General features: G+C 72.5%; 15 protein-coding genes. 11 read left to right on the forward strand and 4 right to left on the reverse strand.

Annotated elements, in window-relative coordinates:
- The first annotated feature begins 92 nt into the window (after positions 1-92).
- Both ACFULQ_RS09780 and hemW read left to right on the forward strand, forming a co-directional pair.
- Complete coding sequence (locus ACFULQ_RS09780) at positions 93-2,693, forward strand: SpoIIE family protein phosphatase (protein WP_383540615.1); 2,601 nt, start codon at positions 93-95, stop codon at positions 2,691-2,693.
- A gap of 31 nt (positions 2,694-2,724) precedes the next feature.
- Positions 2,725-3,957, forward strand: a complete 1,233-nt coding sequence (hemW, locus tag ACFULQ_RS09785; RefSeq protein ID WP_383540617.1) for a radical SAM family heme chaperone HemW — start codon at positions 2,725-2,727, stop codon at positions 3,955-3,957.
- 191 nt (positions 3,958-4,148) lie between these two features.
- Here the strand turns inward: hemW and ACFULQ_RS09790 are convergent, their stop codons facing one another.
- Together ACFULQ_RS09790 and ACFULQ_RS09795 are read right to left on the reverse strand one after the other, a co-directional pair.
- Positions 4,149-4,955: a DUF3097 domain-containing protein gene (locus ACFULQ_RS09790; RefSeq protein WP_383540618.1), complete on the reverse strand. Its 807-nt coding sequence runs from the start codon at positions 4,953-4,955 to the stop codon at positions 4,149-4,151.
- A gap of 31 nt (positions 4,956-4,986) precedes the next feature.
- Positions 4,987-5,718 carry an MBL fold metallo-hydrolase gene (locus tag ACFULQ_RS09795; protein WP_383540621.1) on the reverse strand — a complete coding sequence of 244 codons (732 nt, stop codon included), beginning with the start codon at positions 5,716-5,718 and terminating at the stop codon, positions 4,987-4,989.
- 150 nt (positions 5,719-5,868) lie between these two features.
- On the opposite strand from ACFULQ_RS09795, the gene hrcA reads away from it, so the two are divergent.
- From hrcA to ACFULQ_RS09840, 9 genes are all read left to right on the forward strand, one after another.
- Entirely contained in the window at positions 5,869-6,885 is a 1,017-nt protein-coding gene (hrcA, locus tag ACFULQ_RS09800) for a heat-inducible transcriptional repressor HrcA (RefSeq protein ID WP_383540623.1), read from the forward strand.
- Positions 6,886-8,025 (forward strand): molecular chaperone DnaJ, encoded by a 1,140-nt coding sequence (gene dnaJ / locus ACFULQ_RS09805; protein WP_383540626.1) that lies wholly within the window; start codon positions 6,886-6,888, stop codon positions 8,023-8,025. It abuts the gene before it with no gap.
- 53 nt (positions 8,026-8,078) lie between these two features.
- Positions 8,079-9,155 (forward strand): nitronate monooxygenase, encoded by a 1,077-nt coding sequence (locus ACFULQ_RS09810; protein WP_383540628.1) that lies wholly within the window; start codon positions 8,079-8,081, stop codon positions 9,153-9,155.
- Complete coding sequence (locus ACFULQ_RS09815) at positions 9,152-9,898, forward strand: 16S rRNA (uracil(1498)-N(3))-methyltransferase (protein ID WP_383540631.1); 747 nt, start codon at positions 9,152-9,154, stop codon at positions 9,896-9,898. Before ACFULQ_RS09810 ends, ACFULQ_RS09815 begins: the two co-directional genes overlap by 4 nt.
- A gap of 188 nt (positions 9,899-10,086) precedes the next feature.
- On the forward strand, positions 10,087-10,620 hold the full coding sequence (locus tag ACFULQ_RS09820; RefSeq protein WP_383540634.1) for a hypothetical protein: 534 nt from the start codon (positions 10,087-10,089) through the stop codon (positions 10,618-10,620).
- 102 nt (positions 10,621-10,722) lie between these two features.
- Positions 10,723-13,866 (forward strand): S41 family peptidase, encoded by a 3,144-nt coding sequence (locus ACFULQ_RS09825; protein WP_383540636.1) that lies wholly within the window; start codon positions 10,723-10,725, stop codon positions 13,864-13,866.
- Between the two features lie 31 nt (positions 13,867-13,897).
- The gene (locus ACFULQ_RS09830) at positions 13,898-14,251 is read left to right on the forward strand and encodes a histidine triad nucleotide-binding protein (protein WP_383540639.1); all 354 of its coding nucleotides are present in this window, start codon (positions 13,898-13,900) and stop codon (positions 14,249-14,251) included.
- A 6-nt stretch (positions 14,252-14,257) separates the two neighbouring features.
- The gene (locus ACFULQ_RS09835) at positions 14,258-15,163 is read left to right on the forward strand and encodes a ribonuclease Z (protein ID WP_383540642.1); all 906 of its coding nucleotides are present in this window, start codon (positions 14,258-14,260) and stop codon (positions 15,161-15,163) included.
- 20 nt (positions 15,164-15,183) lie between these two features.
- Positions 15,184-16,173: an adenosine deaminase gene (locus ACFULQ_RS09840; protein ID WP_383540645.1), complete on the forward strand. Its 990-nt coding sequence runs from the start codon at positions 15,184-15,186 to the stop codon at positions 16,171-16,173.
- 71 nt (positions 16,174-16,244) lie between these two features.
- Here the strand turns inward: ACFULQ_RS09840 and ACFULQ_RS09845 are convergent, their stop codons facing one another.
- Both ACFULQ_RS09845 and ACFULQ_RS09850 read right to left on the reverse strand, forming a co-directional pair.
- Positions 16,245-17,435: an MFS transporter gene (locus ACFULQ_RS09845; RefSeq protein WP_383540648.1), complete on the reverse strand. Its 1,191-nt coding sequence runs from the start codon at positions 17,433-17,435 to the stop codon at positions 16,245-16,247.
- Positions 17,436-17,623: 188 nt separating this feature from the next.
- Complete coding sequence (locus ACFULQ_RS09850) at positions 17,624-18,406, reverse strand: IclR family transcriptional regulator (protein WP_383540651.1); 783 nt, start codon at positions 18,404-18,406, stop codon at positions 17,624-17,626.
- Positions 18,407-18,513 lie beyond the last annotated feature (107 nt).

Here is an 18,513-nt window from a genome sequence, read left to right on the forward strand (position 1 = left end):
ACTTCGGTAACTCGGCGCTTATGGGCGTGCCCAGTCTGTCACTCTGTCCGCATCCAGAGGCGTAATCGTCCGAACTGCTCGGGGAGACGGACATGGGGGCCATTCCTGCGCAACGGGAATCCGTTGCCCGTGGGGCCGACACGTGTGCGCCCGGCGCCGGTGACGTGCCCGCTCCGGGGCACGTCCGTGCCATCTTCCCCGGCAGCCCGTTCACTCCGGGCGCGGCCCGGGCGCTGTTACGGTCCGCGCTGGAGGAATGGGCTCAACTCGGCCTGCCTGGTACCGAGTTCCTCACCGACCGGCAGTCGGACGACGCCGTGGTGGTCGTCAGCGAGCTGGTCACCAACGCCGTCGTGCACGCCGGCACCGAGGTGGAGCTGGACTGCCGGCTGGAGGCGCACACCGGCGCGCTCGTCGTCGAGGTCCTCGACCACCACCCCTCGCGCGCCCCACGCGACGGCGACACCGAAGCGTCCTACGGCATACCGGAGTACGGGCGCGGCCTGCGCCTGGTCGCCGCCCTCGCCGAGTCCTGGGGGATCACGTATCGCACGGGCGCCAAGACGGTGTGGGCGCGGTTGCCGGGGGGAGGGAAGGAGGCCCTCGACGGCATCCAGGCGTACGCCGGGGAGCGGGTGCATGAGCGGGGGTTGCGGGTGGCGGGGATACTCGCGCCGGAGGCCACGGGGGTGGGGGCGGGGGCGGGGAGCGCTGGGGTGGCTGGGGCGTCGGCGGCTAGCGGGGCCTTGATGTCGGGCGGGGTCTCCATGCCGAGCGCGGTGTCACCGTCGAGCGGGGGGTCTACGTCGGACGGGGCTGCGGCATCGGACGGGGCTTCGGCAGCGAACGGAGTTTCGGCGCCGACCTCGCCCTCGCCCTCGGCGCCGACCTCGGTTTCTTCGGCGTCGGCGTCGACGACCACCTCGGACTCGGACTCGGACTTGCCTGGGACCTCGACCCCGCCCCCCTCCCCGTCCCGCGTCGAGCAGGACCGGGACTGGCTCAACCGCGGAGCCCTCTCCTTCCTCGCCGAGGCGTCCGACCTGCTCGCCGGGCAGCTCGACGAGAACCTGGTCGCCGCGCTGGCCGGTCAGCTGATCGTGCCGCGGCTGGCCGACTGGTGCGCGGTGTGGCTGGAGGACGAGGTCGCCGGGCGCTGGGGCTCTCCCCGCCCGGGTGAGGCCGAGGCGGGCGGAGGCTGGGGCGACAGCGGTGCTCCGGGGCCCCGACTGGCCCGGGTGTGGCACAGCAGCGAGAGCCGTATCGAGGACCTGAAGCGGGTGCTGGAGAAGGAACCGCCGCGACTGCCTGGCGGCCCGGACCGCCTGGGCCCGACCCCCTTCCCTTGGCCGACCGAGGCCCTCGGCGCGCATGGCTCTGGTCCTGGGTCCCCGCATGGTTCCGGTCCCGGCTCCGTGCATGGCTCTGGTCCTGGCTCCCCGCATGGTTCCGGTCCCGGCTCCCCGCATGGCTCTGGTCCTGGCTCCCCGCACGGTTCCGGTCCTGGCTCCCCGCATGGCTCCGGCCCCAGCTCCCCACAAGGCTCCGGTTCTGGCTCCCCGCAGGGCTCCGGTCCCAGCTCCCTGCACGGCTCCGGTCCCAGCTCCCCGCACGGCTCTGGCCCCGGCTCCCCGCACGGTTCCGGCCCCGCCTCCCCGCATGGCTCTGGCCCCAGCTCCGCGCAAGGCTCCGGCCCCGGCTCCCCGCAAGGCTCCGGCCTCAGCTCCCCGCAGGGGTCCGCGCTTGCCTACCGCCTAACCGCCGGTGGCCGTCCGCTGGGCACCCTCGTCATCGGGCGGGCCGGGGTGAGCGCCTTCCCCGACGAGATCACCGGGCTCGTCGAGGACCTCAGCCGCCGGGTCGCGCTCGCCATCGGTGCCGCCCGCCAGTACGCGCGCCAGGCCACCATCAGCGCGGTGCTCCAGCGCGGGCTGCTGCCGGGCGCGGTCGCCGAGATCCCCGGTGTGCGCAGCGCCCTGGTGTACGAGCCGTGCGACAAGGGCGGGCCCAGCGGCGACTTCTACGACCTCTTCCCGGCCGGCGACGGCCGCTGGTGCTTCGCCGTCGGTGACGTGCAGGGCAAGGGCCCCGAGGCCGCCGTGGTGATCGGGCTGGCCCGCCCCTGGCTCCGGCTGCTGGCCCGCGAGGGCTACCGGGTCGCCGACGTCCTCGACCGCCTCAACCAGCTGCTCCTCGACGACGCGACGGAGGCCGCGGACGCGGCGGCGCGGGCGCTGGCCTCCGCGGGCGGACGCCCCCCGCACCCCGGCGAGGGCCCGCAGACCCGCTTCCTGTCCCTCCTCTACGGCGAGCTCGTGCCCTTCGACGGCGGAGTGCGCTGCACCCTCGCCTCCGCGGGCCACCCGCTGCCGCTGCTGCTCGGGGCGGGCGGTGAGGTCCGTACGGCAGCCCGCCCGCAGACCCTGCTCGGGGTCGTCGAGGACGAGACGTACACCAGCGAGACCTTCGAGCTGCGGCCCGGCGACAGCCTGCTGTGCGTGACCGACGGGGTGACCGAGCGGCGCAGCGGCAGCCGCCAGTTCGACGACGAGGACGGGCTCGCGGACGCCCTCGCCGGCTGCGCGGGCCTCGACGCCGAGCTGATCGCGGAGCGGATCAAACGGCTGGTGCACGAGTTCGGGGCGCGACCGCCGGAGGACGATCTGGCGCTGCTGGTGTTGCAGGCGGAGTAGGTCCCCGGCGGGGTGCTGGACAATGGAGGACATGCCCTCCGCACTCCCCGACGGCGAACCCGTCCCCGACGACGGCTCGCTCCCCGCGTCCGCGCTCACCGGCGCCGCCGACCGCCCCCTCGGCTTCTACCTGCACGTCCCGTACTGCGCGACCCGCTGCGGCTACTGCGACTTCAACACCTACACCGCGACCGAGCTGCGCGGCACGGGCGGGGTGCTGGCCTCCCGCGACAACTACGCCGACACCCTGATCGACGAGATCAGGCTGGCCCGGAAGGTGCTGGGCGACGACCCGCGGCCCGTGCGGACGGTGTTCGTCGGGGGCGGTACGCCGACGCTGCTGGCCGCCGGGGATCTCGTACGGATGCTCGCGGCGATCCGTGACGAGTTCGGGCTGGCGGAGGACGCGGAGGTCACCACCGAGGCGAACCCGGAGTCCGTCGACCCGGCGTACCTGTCCGCGCTGCGCGAGGGCGGCTTCAACCGGGTGTCCTTCGGGATGCAGAGCGCCAGGCAGCACGTACTGAAGGTGCTGGACCGCACGCACACGCCGGGGCGGCCCGAGGCGTGCGTCTCGGAGGCCCGGGCGGCGGGGTTCGACCATGTCAACCTCGATCTGATCTACGGCACCCCCGGTGAGTCCGACGACGACTGGCGGGCCTCGCTGGAGGCGGCGATCGGGGCCGGTCCCGACCATGTGTCGGCGTACGCGCTGATCGTGGAGGAGGGGACGCAGCTGGCGCGGCGGATCCGGCGGGGCGAGGTGCCGATGACCGACGACGACGTGCACGCGGATCGCTATCTGATCGCCGAGTCCGTGCTCTCGGGGGCCGGGTTCGACTGGTACGAGGTGTCCAACTGGGCCACGTCGGACGCGGGGCGCTGCCTGCACAACGAGCTGTACTGGCGGGGCGCCGACTGGTGGGGCGCGGGCCCCGGAGCACACTCGCACGTGGGTGGGGTGCGGTGGTGGAACGTCAAGCACCCGGGCGCGTATGCAGCGGCGCTGGCCTCCGGCAGGTCCCCGGGTGCCGGACGCGAGCTGCTCTCGCAGGAGGACCGGCGGGTGGAACGGATCCTGCTAGAGCTGCGGCTGCGGGAGGGGGTGCCGCTCGGCCTTCTGCGCGAGGAAGGGCTGGCTGCTTCTCGCCGTGCGCTGGGGGAGGGGCTGCTGGAGACCGGGCCGTACGAGGAGGGGCGGGCTGTATTGACGCTTCGGGGGCGGTTGCTGGCGGATGCGGTGGTGAGGGACCTGGTGGACTGAGGCCCACGGGGGTGGGGGCTCTGTCGTCCGGCGGATGCGGGTGCGTTGTGGCTGGTCGCGCAGTTCCCCGCGCCCCTGAGTAGGTTGCGCTGCCGTCAGCGACAGGCCGACCTAGCTGCGCCCGCCCAAGGGGCGCGGGGAACTGCGCGACCAGCCCCCACCGGCCCGCAGACGCACGACCACCCGCTTGCTCACGGCGCCGTGACGAAGTCGATCAGTTCCTCCACTCTTCCCAGAAGCTCCGGCTCCAGGTCCTTGTACGAGTTCACTCGCTTCAGGATCGCCTGCCAGACCGCGCCCGTGTTCTCCGGTGGCCAGCCCAGGGCCTTGCAGACGCCCGTCTTCCAGTCCTGGCCGTGCGGGACCCGGGGCCACGCCTCGATGCCCAGGGACGACGGCTTCACCGCCTCCCAGATGTCGATGTACGGGTGGCCCACGACCAGGGCGTGGTCGCTGGTCACCGACGCGGCGATCCGGGACTCCTTGCTGCCCGGCACCAGGTGGTCCACCAGGACGCCGAGGCGCGCGTCCGGGCCCGGCGCGAAGTCGGCCACGATCGCCGGGAGGTCGTCCACGCCCTCCAGGTACTCCACGACCACGCCCTCGATGCGCAGGTCGTCGCCCCAGACCTTCTCGACCAGTTCCGCGTCATGGCGGCCCTCGACGTAGATACGGCCGGCGCGGGCCACGCGTGCGCGTGCGCCGGGCACGGCCACCGAGCCGGAAGCGGTCCGGGACGGTCGTACGGGAGCCGCGGCCGCGGGTCTGACCAGGGTCACCACCCGGCCCTCCAGCAGGAAACCGCGGGGCTCCAGCGGGAACACCCGGTGCTTGCCGAAGCGGTCCTCCAGGGTCACCGTGCCGGCCTCGCAGCGGATCACCGCGCCACAGAACCCGGTGCCGGGCTCCTCGACCACCAGACCGGGCTCGGCCGGGATCTCCGGTACCGGCTTCGGCTTCTTCCACGGAGGGGTCAGGTCGGCGGAGTACTGGCGCATTCGGATGACGATAGGAGAAGCCCGCCGCCGGCTAGCGCGACACGCCGAAGTTTCTCGCCAGGGCGTCCCGTTGACGTCGTACGAACGCCGCGTCCACCACCGCTCCGTGACCGGGCACGTACAGCGCGTCCTCCCCGCCCAGGCCGAGGAGGCGGTCCAGCGCGGCCGGCCAGTGCTGCGGTACGGCGTCCGGGCCCGCCTGCGGTGCGCCGGACTCCTCGACCAGGTCGCCGCAGAAGACCACCTCGGGGGAGCCGGGGACGAGGACGGCGAGATCGTGGGCCGTGTGGCCGGGGCCGACGTTCGCCAGCAGGACCTGGCGGCCGTCGCCCAGGTCGAGCGTCCACTCGCCGGAGACTTGATGCCGGGGAGAGACGAGGGCATCCACGGCCTCGTCGGCCACCGACGGCTCCAGGCCGTTGCGCACCGCGTCCGCCCGCAGTTCCGCGCGGCCCAGGCGCCCCGCCAGCACCGTCTCCACGCCCACCGCGCCGAACACCTCCGCGCCCGCGAACGCCGCCGCCCCGAAGACATGGTCGAAGTGGGGGTGCGTCAGCGCGAGATGGGTCACACGGTGGCCGGCCAGTTCCTCGGCCTCGGCGCGCAGCCGCGCGCCCTCCGCGAGACCGGAGCCCGCGTCGATCAGGAGGGCCGTGCCCGCGCCGATCACCAGGCCCGCCGTACAGTCCCAGCCGGGCAGCCGGCACCGACCCACACCGGTCGCGACCCGCTCCCACCCGAGCTCTTCCCAAGTCACCGTCATACCGCGACGCTAACGGCAGGAACCCGCCCCGCAGGACCGACCTTGCCCTGGGAGTACCCCACCGCCGTACACTGGCCCGGGGAGCGCTGGCACTCGGACGGACAGAGTGCCAGGCGAGACGCCAAGGGACGCATTCTGGAGGTGTGCGCGATGCTGAGTGAACGCAGGCTTCAGGTGTTGCGCGCCATCGTCCAGGACTACGTCGGCACCGAGGAGCCGGTCGGGTCGAAGGCCCTGACCGAGCGGCACAACCTCGGAGTCTCCCCGGCGACCGTCCGCAATGACATGGCGGCCCTGGAGGACGAGGGGTTCATCGCCCAGCCGCACACCAGCGCCGGGCGGATCCCAACCGACAAGGGGTACCGCCTCTTCGTCGACAAGCTCGCGGGCGTCAAGCCGATGACCGCGCCCGAGCGGCGCGCGATCCAGAACTTCCTCGACGGCGCCGTCGACCTCGACGACGTGGTGGCGCGGACCGTACGGCTGCTCGCGCAGCTCACCCGGCAGGTCGCCGTCGTGCAGTACCCCTCCCTCACCCGGTCCACCGTCCGGCACGTCGAGCTGCTCTCGCTCGCGCCCGCGCGCCTGATGCTCGTGCTGATCACGGACACCGGCCGGGTCGAGCAGCGGCTGGTCGACTGCCCGGCGCCCTTCGGGGAGGCCTCGCTCGCCGATCTGCGGGCGCGGCTCAACAGCCGGGTCGCGGGACGCCGGTTCACCGATGTGCCCAGACTGGTCGAGGACCTGCCCGAGGGCTTCGACGTCGAGGATCGGGGTACGGTCGCGACAGTGCTCTCCACTCTCCTGGAGACACTCGTCGAGGAGAACGAGGAGCGGCTGATGATCGGCGGCACCGCCAATCTCACTCGCTTCGGACATGACTTTCCCCTCACCATCCGGCCCGTCCTGGAGGCCCTGGAGGAGCAGGTCGTCCTCCTCAAACTCCTTGGCGAGGCCGGGGATTCGGGCATGACCGTCCGTATCGGTCATGAGAACGCCTACGAGGGACTCAACTCCACTTCCGTGGTGTCGGTCGGCTACGGTTCGGGCGGCGAGGCAGTCGCCAAGCTCGGCGTGGTCGGACCGACCCGCATGGATTACCCGGGAACGATGGGAGCGGTACGCGCAGTGGCACGGTACGTCGGACAGATCCTGGCGGAGTCGTAAGTGGCCACGGACTACTACGCCGTTCTCGGCGTGCGCCGCGACGCGTCGCAGGATGAGATCAAGAAGGCGTTCCGCCGGCTCGCGCGCGAGCTGCACCCGGACGTCAACCCGGATCCGAAGACCCAGGAGCGGTTCAAGGAGATCAACGCCGCCTACGAGGTGCTCTCGGACCCGCAGAAGAAGCAGGTCTACGACCTCGGCGGCGACCCGCTCTCGCAGGCCGGCGGCGGTGGCGCGGGCGGCTTCGGGGCCGGTGGGTTCGGGAACTTCTCGGACATCATGGACGCGTTCTTCGGTACGGCCTCGCAGCGGGGGCCGCGCTCGCGGACCCGGCGCGGCCAGGACGCGATGATCCGGCTGGAGATCGAGCTCGACGAGGCGGCCTTCGGCACCACGAAGGACATCCAGGTCGACACGGCGATCGTCTGCTCCACCTGTAGTGGTGAGGGTGCGGCGCCGGGGACCTCCGCGCAGACCTGTGACATGTGCCGTGGTCGCGGTGAGGTGTCGCAGGTGACGCGGTCCTTCCTGGGCCAGGTCATGACTTCGCGTCCGTGCCCGCAGTGCCAGGGCTTCGGCACCGTCGTCCCGACCCCGTGCCCGGAGTGCGCGGGCGACGGCCGGGTGCGCTCGCGCCGCACGCTGACCGTGAAAATCCCGGCCGGTGTGGACAACGGCACCCGGATCCAGCTCGCGGGCGAGGGCGAGGTCGGTCCCGGTGGTGGGCCCGCCGGTGACCTCTACGTCGAGATCCACGAGCTGCCGCACGCGATGTTCCAGCGGCGCGGGGACGACCTGCACTGCACGGTCACCATCCCGATGACGGCGGCCTCCCTCGGGACCAAGGTCCCGCTGGAGACGCTGGACGGCTTGGAGGAGGTCGACATCCGGCCCGGCACCCAGTCCGGCCAGTCGATCCCGCTGCACGGCCGGGGCGTCACGCACCTGCGCGGCGGCGGCCGGGGCGACCTCATCGTCCACGTCGAGGTCCAGACCCCGACGAAGCTGGACCCGGAACAGGAGCGCCTGCTGCGCGAGCTGGCCAAGCTGCGGGGCGAGGAGCGGCCTACGGGGCAGTTCCAACCGGGGCAGCAGGGGCTGTTCTCTCGGTTGAAGGACGCCTTCAACGGGCGTACCTGAGTCGGGGGAAGGTCGGATTCGGACTTGTTCGGAGGACGTGACAACATGCCGTCATGTCCTCCGCACTGACCGATCTCTTCCCTCATCCGATCGTGCAGGCGCCCATGGCGGGCGGCGTCTCCGTGCCGCGGCTCGCCGCCGCCGTCGCCGATGCGGGCGGGCTCGGGTTCCTGGCCGCCGGGTACAAGACGGCCGACGGGATGTACCAGGAGATCAAGCAGCTGCGCGGGCTGACCGGGCGGCCCTTCGGCGTCAACCTCTTCATGCCGCAGCCGGAGTACGCCGACCCCGCCGCCGTCGAGGTCTACGCCCACCAGCTCGCCGGCGAGGCGGGCTGGTACGACACCGAGCTCGGCGACCCCGACAGCGGACGGGACGACGGCTACGACGCCAAGCTCGCCGTACTCCTCGACAACCCGGTCCCGGTGGCCTCCTTCCACTTCGGCATCCCGAGCGCCGAGGCCCTGGAGTCGCTGCGCCGGGCCGGCACCTTCACCCTGGTCACCGCGACCACCCCGGAGGAGGCCCTCGCCGTCCAGTACGCGGGCGCCGACGCCGTGATCGCACAGGGCGTGGAGGCCGGCGGTCACCAGGGCACCCACCGGGACATCCCCGAGCAGGACGGCTCCGGCCTCGGACTGCTCTCTCTGGTCGCGCAGATCCGCGAGACCGTGACCATCCCGATCGTCGCCGCCGGCGGCATCATGCGCGGCAGCCAGATCGCCGCCGTCCTCGCCGCGGGCGCGAGCGCGGCCCAGCTCGGCACGGCGTTCCTCGCCACCCACGAGTCCGGCGCCCACGACCTGCACAAGCAGGCGCTGACCAACCCCCTCTACGTCCGCACCGAGTTGACCCGGGCCTTCTCCGGCCGCCCCGCCCGTGGCCTGGTCAACCGCTTCCTGCGCGAGCACGGGCCCTACGCGCCCGCCGCCTACCCCGAGGTCCACCACCTCACCGCGCCGCTCAGGAAGGCCGCCGCCAAGGCCAAGGACCCGCAGGGCATGGCGCTGTGGGCGGGACAGGGGCACCGCATGGCCCGCGATCTGCCGGCGGGCCGGCTGGTGGAGCTCCTCGCGGCCGAACTCGCCGACGCGCAGACAGCGTTGTCGGCCAAGGGAGGTCTGCGATGACCGCTCCGGTGTTCGTCGTCGACCACCTCGACACGGGCGGCGGCGAGTACGTCCTCGACGGCCCCGAGGGCCGGCACGCCGTCTCCGTGAAGCGGCTCCAGCCCGGCGAGGAGGTCGTCCTCACCGACGGCGCCGGGCGCTACGCCGTGTGCCGGGTGATCGCCGCCGAGGGCAAGGACCGGCTGGTCGTCCAGCCGGCCTCGGTCGCCGAGGAACCGGAGCCGACGCCCCGTATCACCGTCGTCCAGGCCCTGCCCAAGGGGGACCGGGGCGAACTCGCCGTCGAGACCATGACCGAGGTCGGGGTCGACGCCATCGTGCCGTGGCAGGCGGCCCGTTGCATCACCCAGTGGCGGGGCGACCGGGGTCTGAAGGCGCTCGCCAAGTGGCGGGCCACCGCGCGGGAGGCCGGCAAGCAGTCCCGGCGGGTCCGCTTCCCGGAGGTCGCGGACGCGGCGAGCACCAAACAGGTTGCCGCACTTCTCGCCAAAGCCGACTTCGCCGCGGTGCTGCACTCCGACTTCGAGCGCGGCAGCGCGCCGCTGGCCACCGCCGAACTGCCCGCCGAGGGCGAGATCGTGCTGGTCGTCGGCCCCGAAGGAGGAGTCGCCAAGGACGAGTTGGCGCTCTTCGAGGAGGCGGGTGCGCGCCCCTACGTCCTCGGACCCACCGTGCTGCGCACCTCGACCGCCGGCACCGCGGCGACCGCCCTCCTCCTCGGCCGCACCGGCCGCTGGTCCTGACCTCCTGGAGGACGGCTGTCACGCAGCCCGTCCGGCGTTCGAGGACGAGGCCTTTCGGGCCGAAGCGGGGGCCGGGGGGCGGCAGCCCCCTGCGGCGGTCACGTCACCGCAGGGACGTTCGCAACCGGCGCGCCCAATGACCGTATGCGCCCTACCGCCGGACGGCACGCAGTGGCAGTCTGCCCTTCATGGTGGCGTTGAGGCGGAAAGTGCGTCGGCCGCGCGGGGTGCGAGTGGCGGGTGTGGTCGGGGGTGTCGTGCTGGTCGTGGGTGGAGTTGCCGCCTGTGATCCGACCGGTGTGGTCAGTTCGGCGACCGTCTCCTACACCACCGACCAGTTGGTCACCAAGGAGCTCAACCGGCAGAAGGCCGACGTGAGTTGGCTGACCTGTACGGCCTCGTACGACAACGGTGACCGGACGCCGAGCGCCAGTGTGAACACCGTCGCCACCGTCGACTGCGACGGGAAGACGCAGGACGGCAAGGACATCACCGTCAAGGGGAAGGTGACCCGGACCGTCAGCGGGGCGTGTGTGCGCGGGGACCTGACCGCCACCGTGGGCGGCAAGCAGTGGTTCCGGGTCCAGGGGCTCGGGGACTGCGACGCGACCCCCACCCCGCCCGTCAACAACCCCCAGCAGCCCGGCCCCACCGTCACCGTGACCGTCACCAAGACCATCTGGTGCCAGCGGGACCCGCAGTGCTGGCCCGACGGCAAGTGATCGAAACCCCTGTGCACGGCGACCGCGCGTGCATAGGGTGATCGGGTGACACAGCCTGCGACGTCTGCATATCTTCGGTTTCCGCATCTGCAGGGCGACTTGGTGGCCTTCACCGCCGAGGACGACGTGTGGCTCGCGCCCCTCGACGGCGGACGCGCCTGGCGGGTCAGCGCGGACAACGTCCCGGTCACCCACCCCCGCATCTCGCCCGACGGCACGACCGTCGCCTGGACCTCCACCCGCGACGGCGCCCCCGAGGTGCACGTCGCCCCGGCCGACGGCGGACCGACCAGGAGACTGACCCACTGGGGCAGTTCCCGCACCCAGGTGCGCGGCTGGACCCCCGAGGGCGAGGTCCTCGCGATCACCACCCACGGCCAGGCGAGCCTGCGCCGCAGCTGGGCGCACGCCGTCCCGCTCGACGGCGGACCGGGCACCCGGCTGCCGTACGGCCCCGTCGGCCATGTCGCCCACGGGCCGGCCACTGTCCTCCTCTCCGCTCCCATGGGCCGGGAGGCCGCGTGGTGGAAGCGCTACCGGGGCGGCACCGCGGGCAAGCTGTGGATCGACCGCGAGGGCGACGGCGAGTTCGTACGGCTGCACGAGGACCTGGACGGAAACCTGGAGTACCCGGTGTGGGCCGGCGACCGGATCGCCTTCCTCTCCGACCACGAAGGCGTCGGCGCCGTCTACTCCTCCCTCGCCGACGGCTCCGACCTGCGCCGCCACACCCCCCTCGACGGCTACTACGCCCGGCACGCGTCCGGAGACGGCACCCGGGTCGTCTACAGCTCCGCCGGTGAGCTGTGGATCCTCGACGACCTCGACGGCGCCGAACCCCGCCGCCTGGACGTCCGGCTCGGCGGCCAGCGCGCCGACCGGCAGCCGTTCCCGGTCAACGCCGCCCACTGGTTCGGCTCGGCCGCCCCCGACCACACCGCACGCGGCAGCGCGGTCGCCGTGCGCGGAGCCGTGCACTGGGTCACCCACCGCGCCGGACCGGCCCGCGCGCTCGCCGTCGAACCCGGCGTCCGGGCCCGGCTGCCCCGCACCTTCCGCACCGAGGGCGAGGAGTGGGTGGTGTGGGTGACGGACGCGGAGGGCGACGACGCCCTGGAGTTCGCGCCCGCCACCGGACTCGCCCCCGGCGCCACCCCGCGCCGCCTCGCCGCCGGACAGCTCGGCCGGGTCCTCGGCCTCGCGATGGCCCCCGACGGCAGCCGGGCCGCGGTCGCCGCGCACGACGGCCGGGTCCTGCTCGTCGAGCGGGAGACCGGCGAGGTCCGCGAGGTCGACCGCAGCGAGGACGGCGACGTCCGCGGCCTGACCTTCTCGCCCGACTCGGCCTGGCTCGCCTGGTCGCACCCCGGCCCCGGCCCGCTCGCCCAGCTGCGGCTCGCCAACACCACCGACCTCGCGGTCACCGAGGCGACCCCGCTGCGCTTCCAGGACTACGCCCCCGCCTTCACCCTCGACGGCAAGCACCTGGCGTTCCTGTCCAACCGCTCCTTCGACCCGGTCTACGACGAGCACGTCTTCGACCTCGCCTTCGTGGTCGGCGACCGTCCGCACCTGATCACCCTCGCCGCGACCACCCCGTCCCCCTTCGGACCGCAGCGCCACGGCCGGCCCTTCGAGACCCCGGACAAGGACGAAACCCCCGACAGCGAGGGCACCCCGACCACCCGCGTCGACCTGGAGGGCCTCGCCGACCGGATCGTGCCCTTCCCGGTGGAGGCCGGCCGCTACTCCAACCTGCGCGCGGCCAAGGACGGCGTCCTGTGGCTGCGCCACCCCGTCCAGGGCGTCCTCGGCTCCTCCCGGGCCACCCCGGACGACCCCGACCCCAAGACCGACCTTCAGCGCTACGACCTCGCCCAGCAGCGCCTCGAACACCTCGCCACCGACGCCGACCACTTCGCCGTCAGCGGCGACGGCAAGCGGGTGCTGCTGTGGACCGACGGCCGCCTGAAGGTCGTACCGAGCGACCGCCGTGCCTCGAACGACGACGACAGCGACACCAACATCAGCGTCGACCTCGGCCGGATCCACCAGACCGTCGACCCGTCCGCCGAGTGGCGGCAGATGTACGACGAGACCGGCCGCATCATGCGGGACCAGTTCTGGCGGCCCGACATGAGCGGCGTCGACTGGGACGGCGTCCTCGACCGCTACCGCCCCGTCCTGGACCGCCTGGCCACCCACGACGACCTCGTCGACCTGCTGTGGGAGGTGCACGGCGAACTCGGCACCTCCCACGCCTATGTCACCCCGCGCGGCGGCCACGGCCACGGGCCCCGGCAGGGACTCCTCGGCGCGGACATCTCCCGCCACGAGGACGGCACCTGGCGCATCGACCGCATCCTGCCGACCGAGACCTCCGACCCCGCCGCCCGCTCCCCGCTCGCCGCACCCGGAGTCGCGGTCCGCGCCGGGGACGCGATCGTCGCGGTCGGCGGCCACCCGGTCGACCCGGTCACCGGCCCCGGCCCGCTCCTCGTCGGCACGGCCGACAAGCCGATCGAGCTGACCGTCTCCCCGTCCGGCGGGGGCGAGCCCCGGCACGCCGTCGTCGTACCGATCTCCGACGAGGAGCCGCTGCGCTACCACGCCTGGGTCGCCGACCGCCGCGCCTACGTCCACGAGAAGTCGGGGGGACGGCTCGGGTATCTCCACGTCCCCGACATGCAGGCCCCGGGCTGGGCCCAGATCCACCGCGATCTGCGGGTCGAGGTGGCCCGCGAGGGACTCGTGGTGGACGTCCGCGAGAACCGCGGCGGCCACACCTCCCAACTGGTCGTCGAGAAGCTGGCCCGCAGGATCGTCGGCTGGGCGGTGCCGCGCGGCATGCGGCCGTACAGCTATCCGTGGGACGCGCCCAGGGGGCCGGTCGTGGCGGTGGCCAACGAGTTCTCCGGCTCGGACGGCGACATCGTCAACGCGGCGATCAAGGCGCTGGGCATCGGCCCGGTGGTCGGCACCCGCACCTGGGGCGGCGTCATCGGCATTGACAGCCGCTACCGCCTGGTCGACGGCACCCTGATCACCCAGCCGAAGTACGCCTTCTGGCTGGAGGGCTACGAGTGGGGCGTCGAGAACCATGGCGTCGACCCGGACGTGGAGGTCGTCCAGCGGCCGCAGGACTACGCGGCGGGGAGGGACGTACAACTGGACGAGGCGGTGCGGCTGGCTTTGGAGGCGCTGGAGGCCAGTCCTGCGAAGATTCCACCGAGCACGCCTCGTTAAGATGCCTCAGGCCCTCGAAGGAAGGAACAACATGGCTGGGGAACCCCAGGACGACTGCTTGTTCTGCAAGATCGTGGCAGGTCAGATCCCGGCGACCATCGTCCGTGAGACGGACACCACCGTCGCCTTCCGGGACATCAACCCCCAGGCCCCCACCCACGTCCTCGTGATCCCCAAGGCGCACTACGAGAACGCCGCCGCCCTGGCCGCCGCCGCTCCCGAGCTCGCCGCGGACGTCCTGCGGGAGACCCAGGCCGTCGCCGACGACGAGAAGCTGGAGAGCTACCGGACCGTCTTCAACACCGGCAGCGGCGCGGGGCAGACCGTCTGGCACGCCCACGCGCACATCATCGGCGGCCGGGGCCTCCACTGGCCTCCCGGATAACGCCCCATGTCCGTACGTGAGTTGGTCGTCCTCGGCACCGCGAGCCAGGTCCCCACCCGGCACCGCAACCACAACGGCTACCTGCTGCGCTGGGACGGCGAGGGCCTCCTCTTCGACCCCGGCGAGGGCACCCAGCGCCAGATGCTGCGCGCCGGGGTCGCCGCCCACGACCTGAACCGGATCTGCGTCACCCACTTCCATGGCGACCACTCCCTCGGCCTCGCGGGCGTGATCCAGCGCATCAACCTCGACCGGGTCCCGCACCAGGTCACCGCGCACTACCCGAAGTCCGGCCAGCGCTTCTTCGACCGGCTCCGGTACGCGACGGCCTACCGCGAGACGGTCCGGCTCACCGAGGCACCGGTCGCCGAGGACGGGGTGATCGCGCGGACCGGCGGCTACACCCTTCACGCCCGCAGGCTCTCCCACCCCGTCGAGTCCTACGGCTACCTCCTGACCGAACCCGACGGCCGCCGCATGCTCCCCGACCGGCTCGCCGCGCACGGCATCAAGGGCCCCGACGTCGGCCGGATCCAGCGCGAGGGCTCGCTGAACGGCGTCTCGCTCGACGACATCAGCGAGGTCCGCCGGGGCCAGCGGTTCGCGTTCGTCATGGACACCCGCCTCTGCGACGGCGTCCAGGCCCTCGCCGACGGCGCCGACCTGCTCGTCATCGAGTCGACCTTCCTCGACGAGGACGAGCAACTCGCCGTGGAGCACGGTCATCTGACCGCCGGTCAGGCCGCGACGGTCGCCCGGGACGCCGGCGTACGGCATCTCGTGCTGACCCACTTCAGCCAGCGCTACTCGGACCCGGACGAGTTCGAGCGGCAGGCGCGGGCCGCCGGGTACGAGGGCGAGCTGACCGTGGCCCATGACCTGCTGCGGGTACCGGTTCCGAAACGGCGATAAAGCAGCCGTACGATGCTTTGATGTCCCTCCCCAAAGCTGAACTGCACCTGCACATCGAAGGCACCCTGGAGCCTGAGCTGGCTTTCGAGCTGGCCACGCGCAACGGCGTCCCGCTGCCGTACGCCTCCACGGACGAGCTCCGCACGGCGTACGACTTCGAGGACCTCCAGTCCTTTCTGAACCTGTACTACGAGCTCATGGCCGTCCTGCGCACCGAGCGGGACTTCGAGGACCTGGCGAACGCGTATCTCGCCCGGGCCGCGGCGCAGGGGGTGCGGCACGCGGAGATCTTCTTCGACCCGCAGGCGCACATCGCGCGGGGTGTGGAGATGGGGACGGTCGTCGAGGGGCTGTGGCGGGCGCTCGGCCGCAGTGCGGAGACCCACGGGGTCTCCACCCAGCTGATCATGTGCTTCCTGCGGGACGAGTCCGCGGAGTCGGCGCTTGCGACCCTGGAGGCCGCGAAGCCCTACCTCGACCGGATCGTGGGGGTCGGGCTGGACTCCGCGGAGGTGGGGCATCCGCCGGTGAAGTTCCGTGAGGTGTACGAGGTCGCCGCCTCGCTGGGGCTGCGGCGGGTGGCTCACGCGGGGGAGGAGGGGCCGCCGTCGTACATCGTCGAGGCGCTGGACGTGCTCGGGGTGGAGCGGATCGACCACGGGCTGCGGTGTGTGGAGTCGCCGGAGCTGGTGGCTCGTCTGGTGCGGGATCGTGTGCCGCTGACCTTGTGTCCCTTGTCCAACGTGCGGCTTCGGACGGTTGATGTGCTGGGTGATCATCCGTTGCCGGCGATGATGGATGCGGGGCTTTTGTGCACGGTGAACTCTGATGACCCGGCGTATTTCGGGGGGTATGCGGGGGACAACTTCGAGGCGGTGCGGTTGGAGTTGGGCCTGGGGGAGGAGCGGTTGCGGGAGTTGGCCCGGAACTCTTTCCTCGCGGCCTTCTTGGAGCATGATGAGGGGCTGCGGGCTCGGTATCTTGCGGAAGTTGAGGCGTACGTGTTCTGAGGTGCGTTGTCGGGTGCGGGCCGGTGGGGGCTGGTCGCGCAGTTCCCCGCGCCCCTAAAAGCAACAAGCCCTCACGCGGCCGTCGCTTTGTCGTACACCTGGGTTTCCACTGGGATCTCGACGACCGGCAAGGTCCGGCGGCCGGCGCCCAGTGCCACCGCTGTCATCGGCAGCGCGATCAGTAGCAGGACCAGTGCGAGGACCGTGCCCATCGTCGAGAAGCCGGCCTGGGCGGACAGCAGACTGCCGGTCAGGGGACCCGCTGCCGTGCCCAACGACGACGCCGAGCCGACCAGGACCGCCCAGCGGCCTCGGGGGTCCAGGGAGGCCGCCAGGCCGATCACGTACGACAGGACTATCGGGTAGAGGGTGTTCCAGGCGATCTCGCCCGTCGCGAAGGTCGTGAGGTCGGTTGCCGAGGCGCTCAGGGCGATGCAGGCGGCGATGAGCACCGTGCCGCCGCCGATGGGGAGGGCGCGGCCGAGGCGGGGGCCGAGGGCGCCCGCGCCGATGACGCCCAGCAGGCCCGCGCCGAGGGCGATCGCGAAGACCGCGCCGACGGTGGCCTCGGAGAGGTGGGCCTGGGTGAGGCCGATGCGGCCGCTGACGCCCCACAGGGCGTTCTGGGCGAGGGACCAGCAGGGCAGGGTGGCGGCCAGGAGGAGGCCGGCGCGCAGGTGGGGGAGAGGGGTGGGCGGCGTGTCCCGGTTGCGGGCAGGGGCCGTGGCGAGCGGGAGCCGGCCCGTCAGGGGCCAGACCGCGAGCGCGGTGAGGGCGATCGCCGCCAGGGGTTGGCCGTGGCCCTGGCCCAGGTGGGGGACGGTCAGGTAGACGGCGCCGGCCAGGGCGGAGACGCCCAGGAGGCCGGCCGTGGTGGTGCGGTGCGGGTCGGGCTGGGCGGCGATGCCGGTGGCGGCCACCGCCGTCGCCGTACCGGATCCGAAGCCGCCGATCAGGGCGCCCGCGACGACGGCCGGGACGGCGTGGGCCAGGGCGGCGCCGCCGTAGCCGAGGACGGCCAGGGTGAGGCCGACGCGGGCGAGGGCGCGGGGGCCGAGGCGGTCCACGCGGGAGGCGAGCAGGAAGCCCGCCGCCGCCGAACTCAGCAGCAGGGCACTGCCGACGGCGCCCGCCTCGGTGGCGGTGAGCGGGAGCCCCGAGTCGAGTCTGCCGACGGTGGTGGGCAGGAGGTAGGGGGCGAGGTACCCGGCCGTGAACAGGGCGATCAGGGGCCAGGGCAGGGTGGAGCGACGGGCGAACACGGGCGTTCCCAGGGCATGCGAAAGAAAGCGGCTCAAGAAGGGGGTGGGCGCAGGCCGTCGACGGACAGGAACGCGCGAAGAATTTGTATCAAGCACGCGGTTGCGGAGACAGCCCGGGTGGCGTGATGTGGATCACGTTCCGTTTGGGGTGAGAGGCGCCGGGTAGACGAGGGCCTTTTCCGGTGGCTCTAGCGCCAGTTCGGGGCGCCTCCCGCGCCCGGGGCGGTCGCCTCGATCTTGCTCCTGATCTCCCGCATCACCGTGACGATCTGCTGCTCGTGTTCCGGCGTCAGACGGGCGACCGGCACCGAGCAGCTGATCGCGTCCTGGGCGGGGGAGTCGTAGCGCAGGCAGAAGCCGAAGCCGACGATGCCGAGGACGCCCTCCTCGCGGTCGACCGAGTAGCCCCGCGCCCGGACCTCGGCGAGGTCGGCCAGCAGGGAGTCGCGGGTGGTGTGGGAGTTCGGGGTGAGTGCCTCGTACGGCCCCTCGGGGAGCCGTTCGTCGGGCCACTCGGCCAGCAGCGCCTTGCCGAGCGCGCCCACGTGCGCGGGGAGGCGGCGGCCCACCCTGCTGATCGTCCGCAGGTATTCGTGCGACTCGCGCGTCGCCAGGTACGCCACGTCCCGGCCGTCGAGCCGGCCCATGTGGATCGTCTCGCCCAGCGCCTCGGACGCCTCGTCGAGATACGGCCGTACGGCCCGCACGCGCGGGTCGGAGTCCAGGTAGCTCGTGCCGGTGAGCAGGGCGTGGATGCCGATGCCGTACAGGGAGCCGGTGAGGTCCGTGCGGACCCAGCCGCGGGAGATCAGGGTCTGGAGCAGCGCGTACATCGAACTGCGGGGCACGCCCAGCTCGTCCGCGAGCTCCTGGAGCCGGGCCGGGCGGTCGCCGCGCGCGGCCAGCAGTTCGAGCAGCTCGACCGTGCGGGCCGCCGACTTCACCTCGCGGACGCCACCTGTCTCCGACATGGGCCGATCGTAATCGGCCCGCCGAACCCGATGCCGACCCATTGACGTGGCTGGTTCGCCTATCTAATCTTCATCTTCATACGTGAATGACATCTACATGGGGAGAT

Origin of the sequence: Streptomyces sp. NPDC057253, assembly GCF_042669125.1 — a bacterium.
In the GTDB taxonomy this organism is placed as follows: Bacteria; Actinomycetota; Actinomycetes; order Streptomycetales; family Streptomycetaceae; genus Streptomyces.

Coding starts and splice junctions, on each gene's coding strand:
- ACFULQ_RS09810 (WP_383540628.1), top strand. CDS start 8,079: ATGTCCTCCGCACTGACCGATCTCTTCCCTCATCCGATCGTGCAGGCG.
- ACFULQ_RS09820 (WP_383540634.1), top strand. CDS start 10,087: ATGGTGGCGTTGAGGCGGAAAGTGCGTCGGCCGCGCGGGGTGCGAGTG.
- ACFULQ_RS09795 (WP_383540621.1), bottom strand. CDS start 5,718: ATGACGGTGACTTGGGAAGAGCTCGGGTGGGAGCGGGTCGCGACCGGT.
- hrcA (WP_383540623.1), top strand. CDS start 5,869: ATGCTGAGTGAACGCAGGCTTCAGGTGTTGCGCGCCATCGTCCAGGAC.
- hemW (WP_383540617.1), top strand. CDS start 2,725: ATGCCCTCCGCACTCCCCGACGGCGAACCCGTCCCCGACGACGGCTCG.
- ACFULQ_RS09790 (WP_383540618.1), bottom strand. CDS start 4,955: ATGCGCCAGTACTCCGCCGACCTGACCCCTCCGTGGAAGAAGCCGAAG.
- ACFULQ_RS09850 (WP_383540651.1), bottom strand. CDS start 18,406: ATGTCGGAGACAGGTGGCGTCCGCGAGGTGAAGTCGGCGGCCCGCACG.
- ACFULQ_RS09780 (WP_383540615.1), top strand. CDS start 93: ATGGGGGCCATTCCTGCGCAACGGGAATCCGTTGCCCGTGGGGCCGAC.
- ACFULQ_RS09840 (WP_383540645.1), top strand. CDS start 15,184: ATGTCCCTCCCCAAAGCTGAACTGCACCTGCACATCGAAGGCACCCTG.
- ACFULQ_RS09830 (WP_383540639.1), top strand. CDS start 13,898: ATGGCTGGGGAACCCCAGGACGACTGCTTGTTCTGCAAGATCGTGGCA.
- ACFULQ_RS09815 (WP_383540631.1), top strand. CDS start 9,152: ATGACCGCTCCGGTGTTCGTCGTCGACCACCTCGACACGGGCGGCGGC.
- ACFULQ_RS09835 (WP_383540642.1), top strand. CDS start 14,258: ATGTCCGTACGTGAGTTGGTCGTCCTCGGCACCGCGAGCCAGGTCCCC.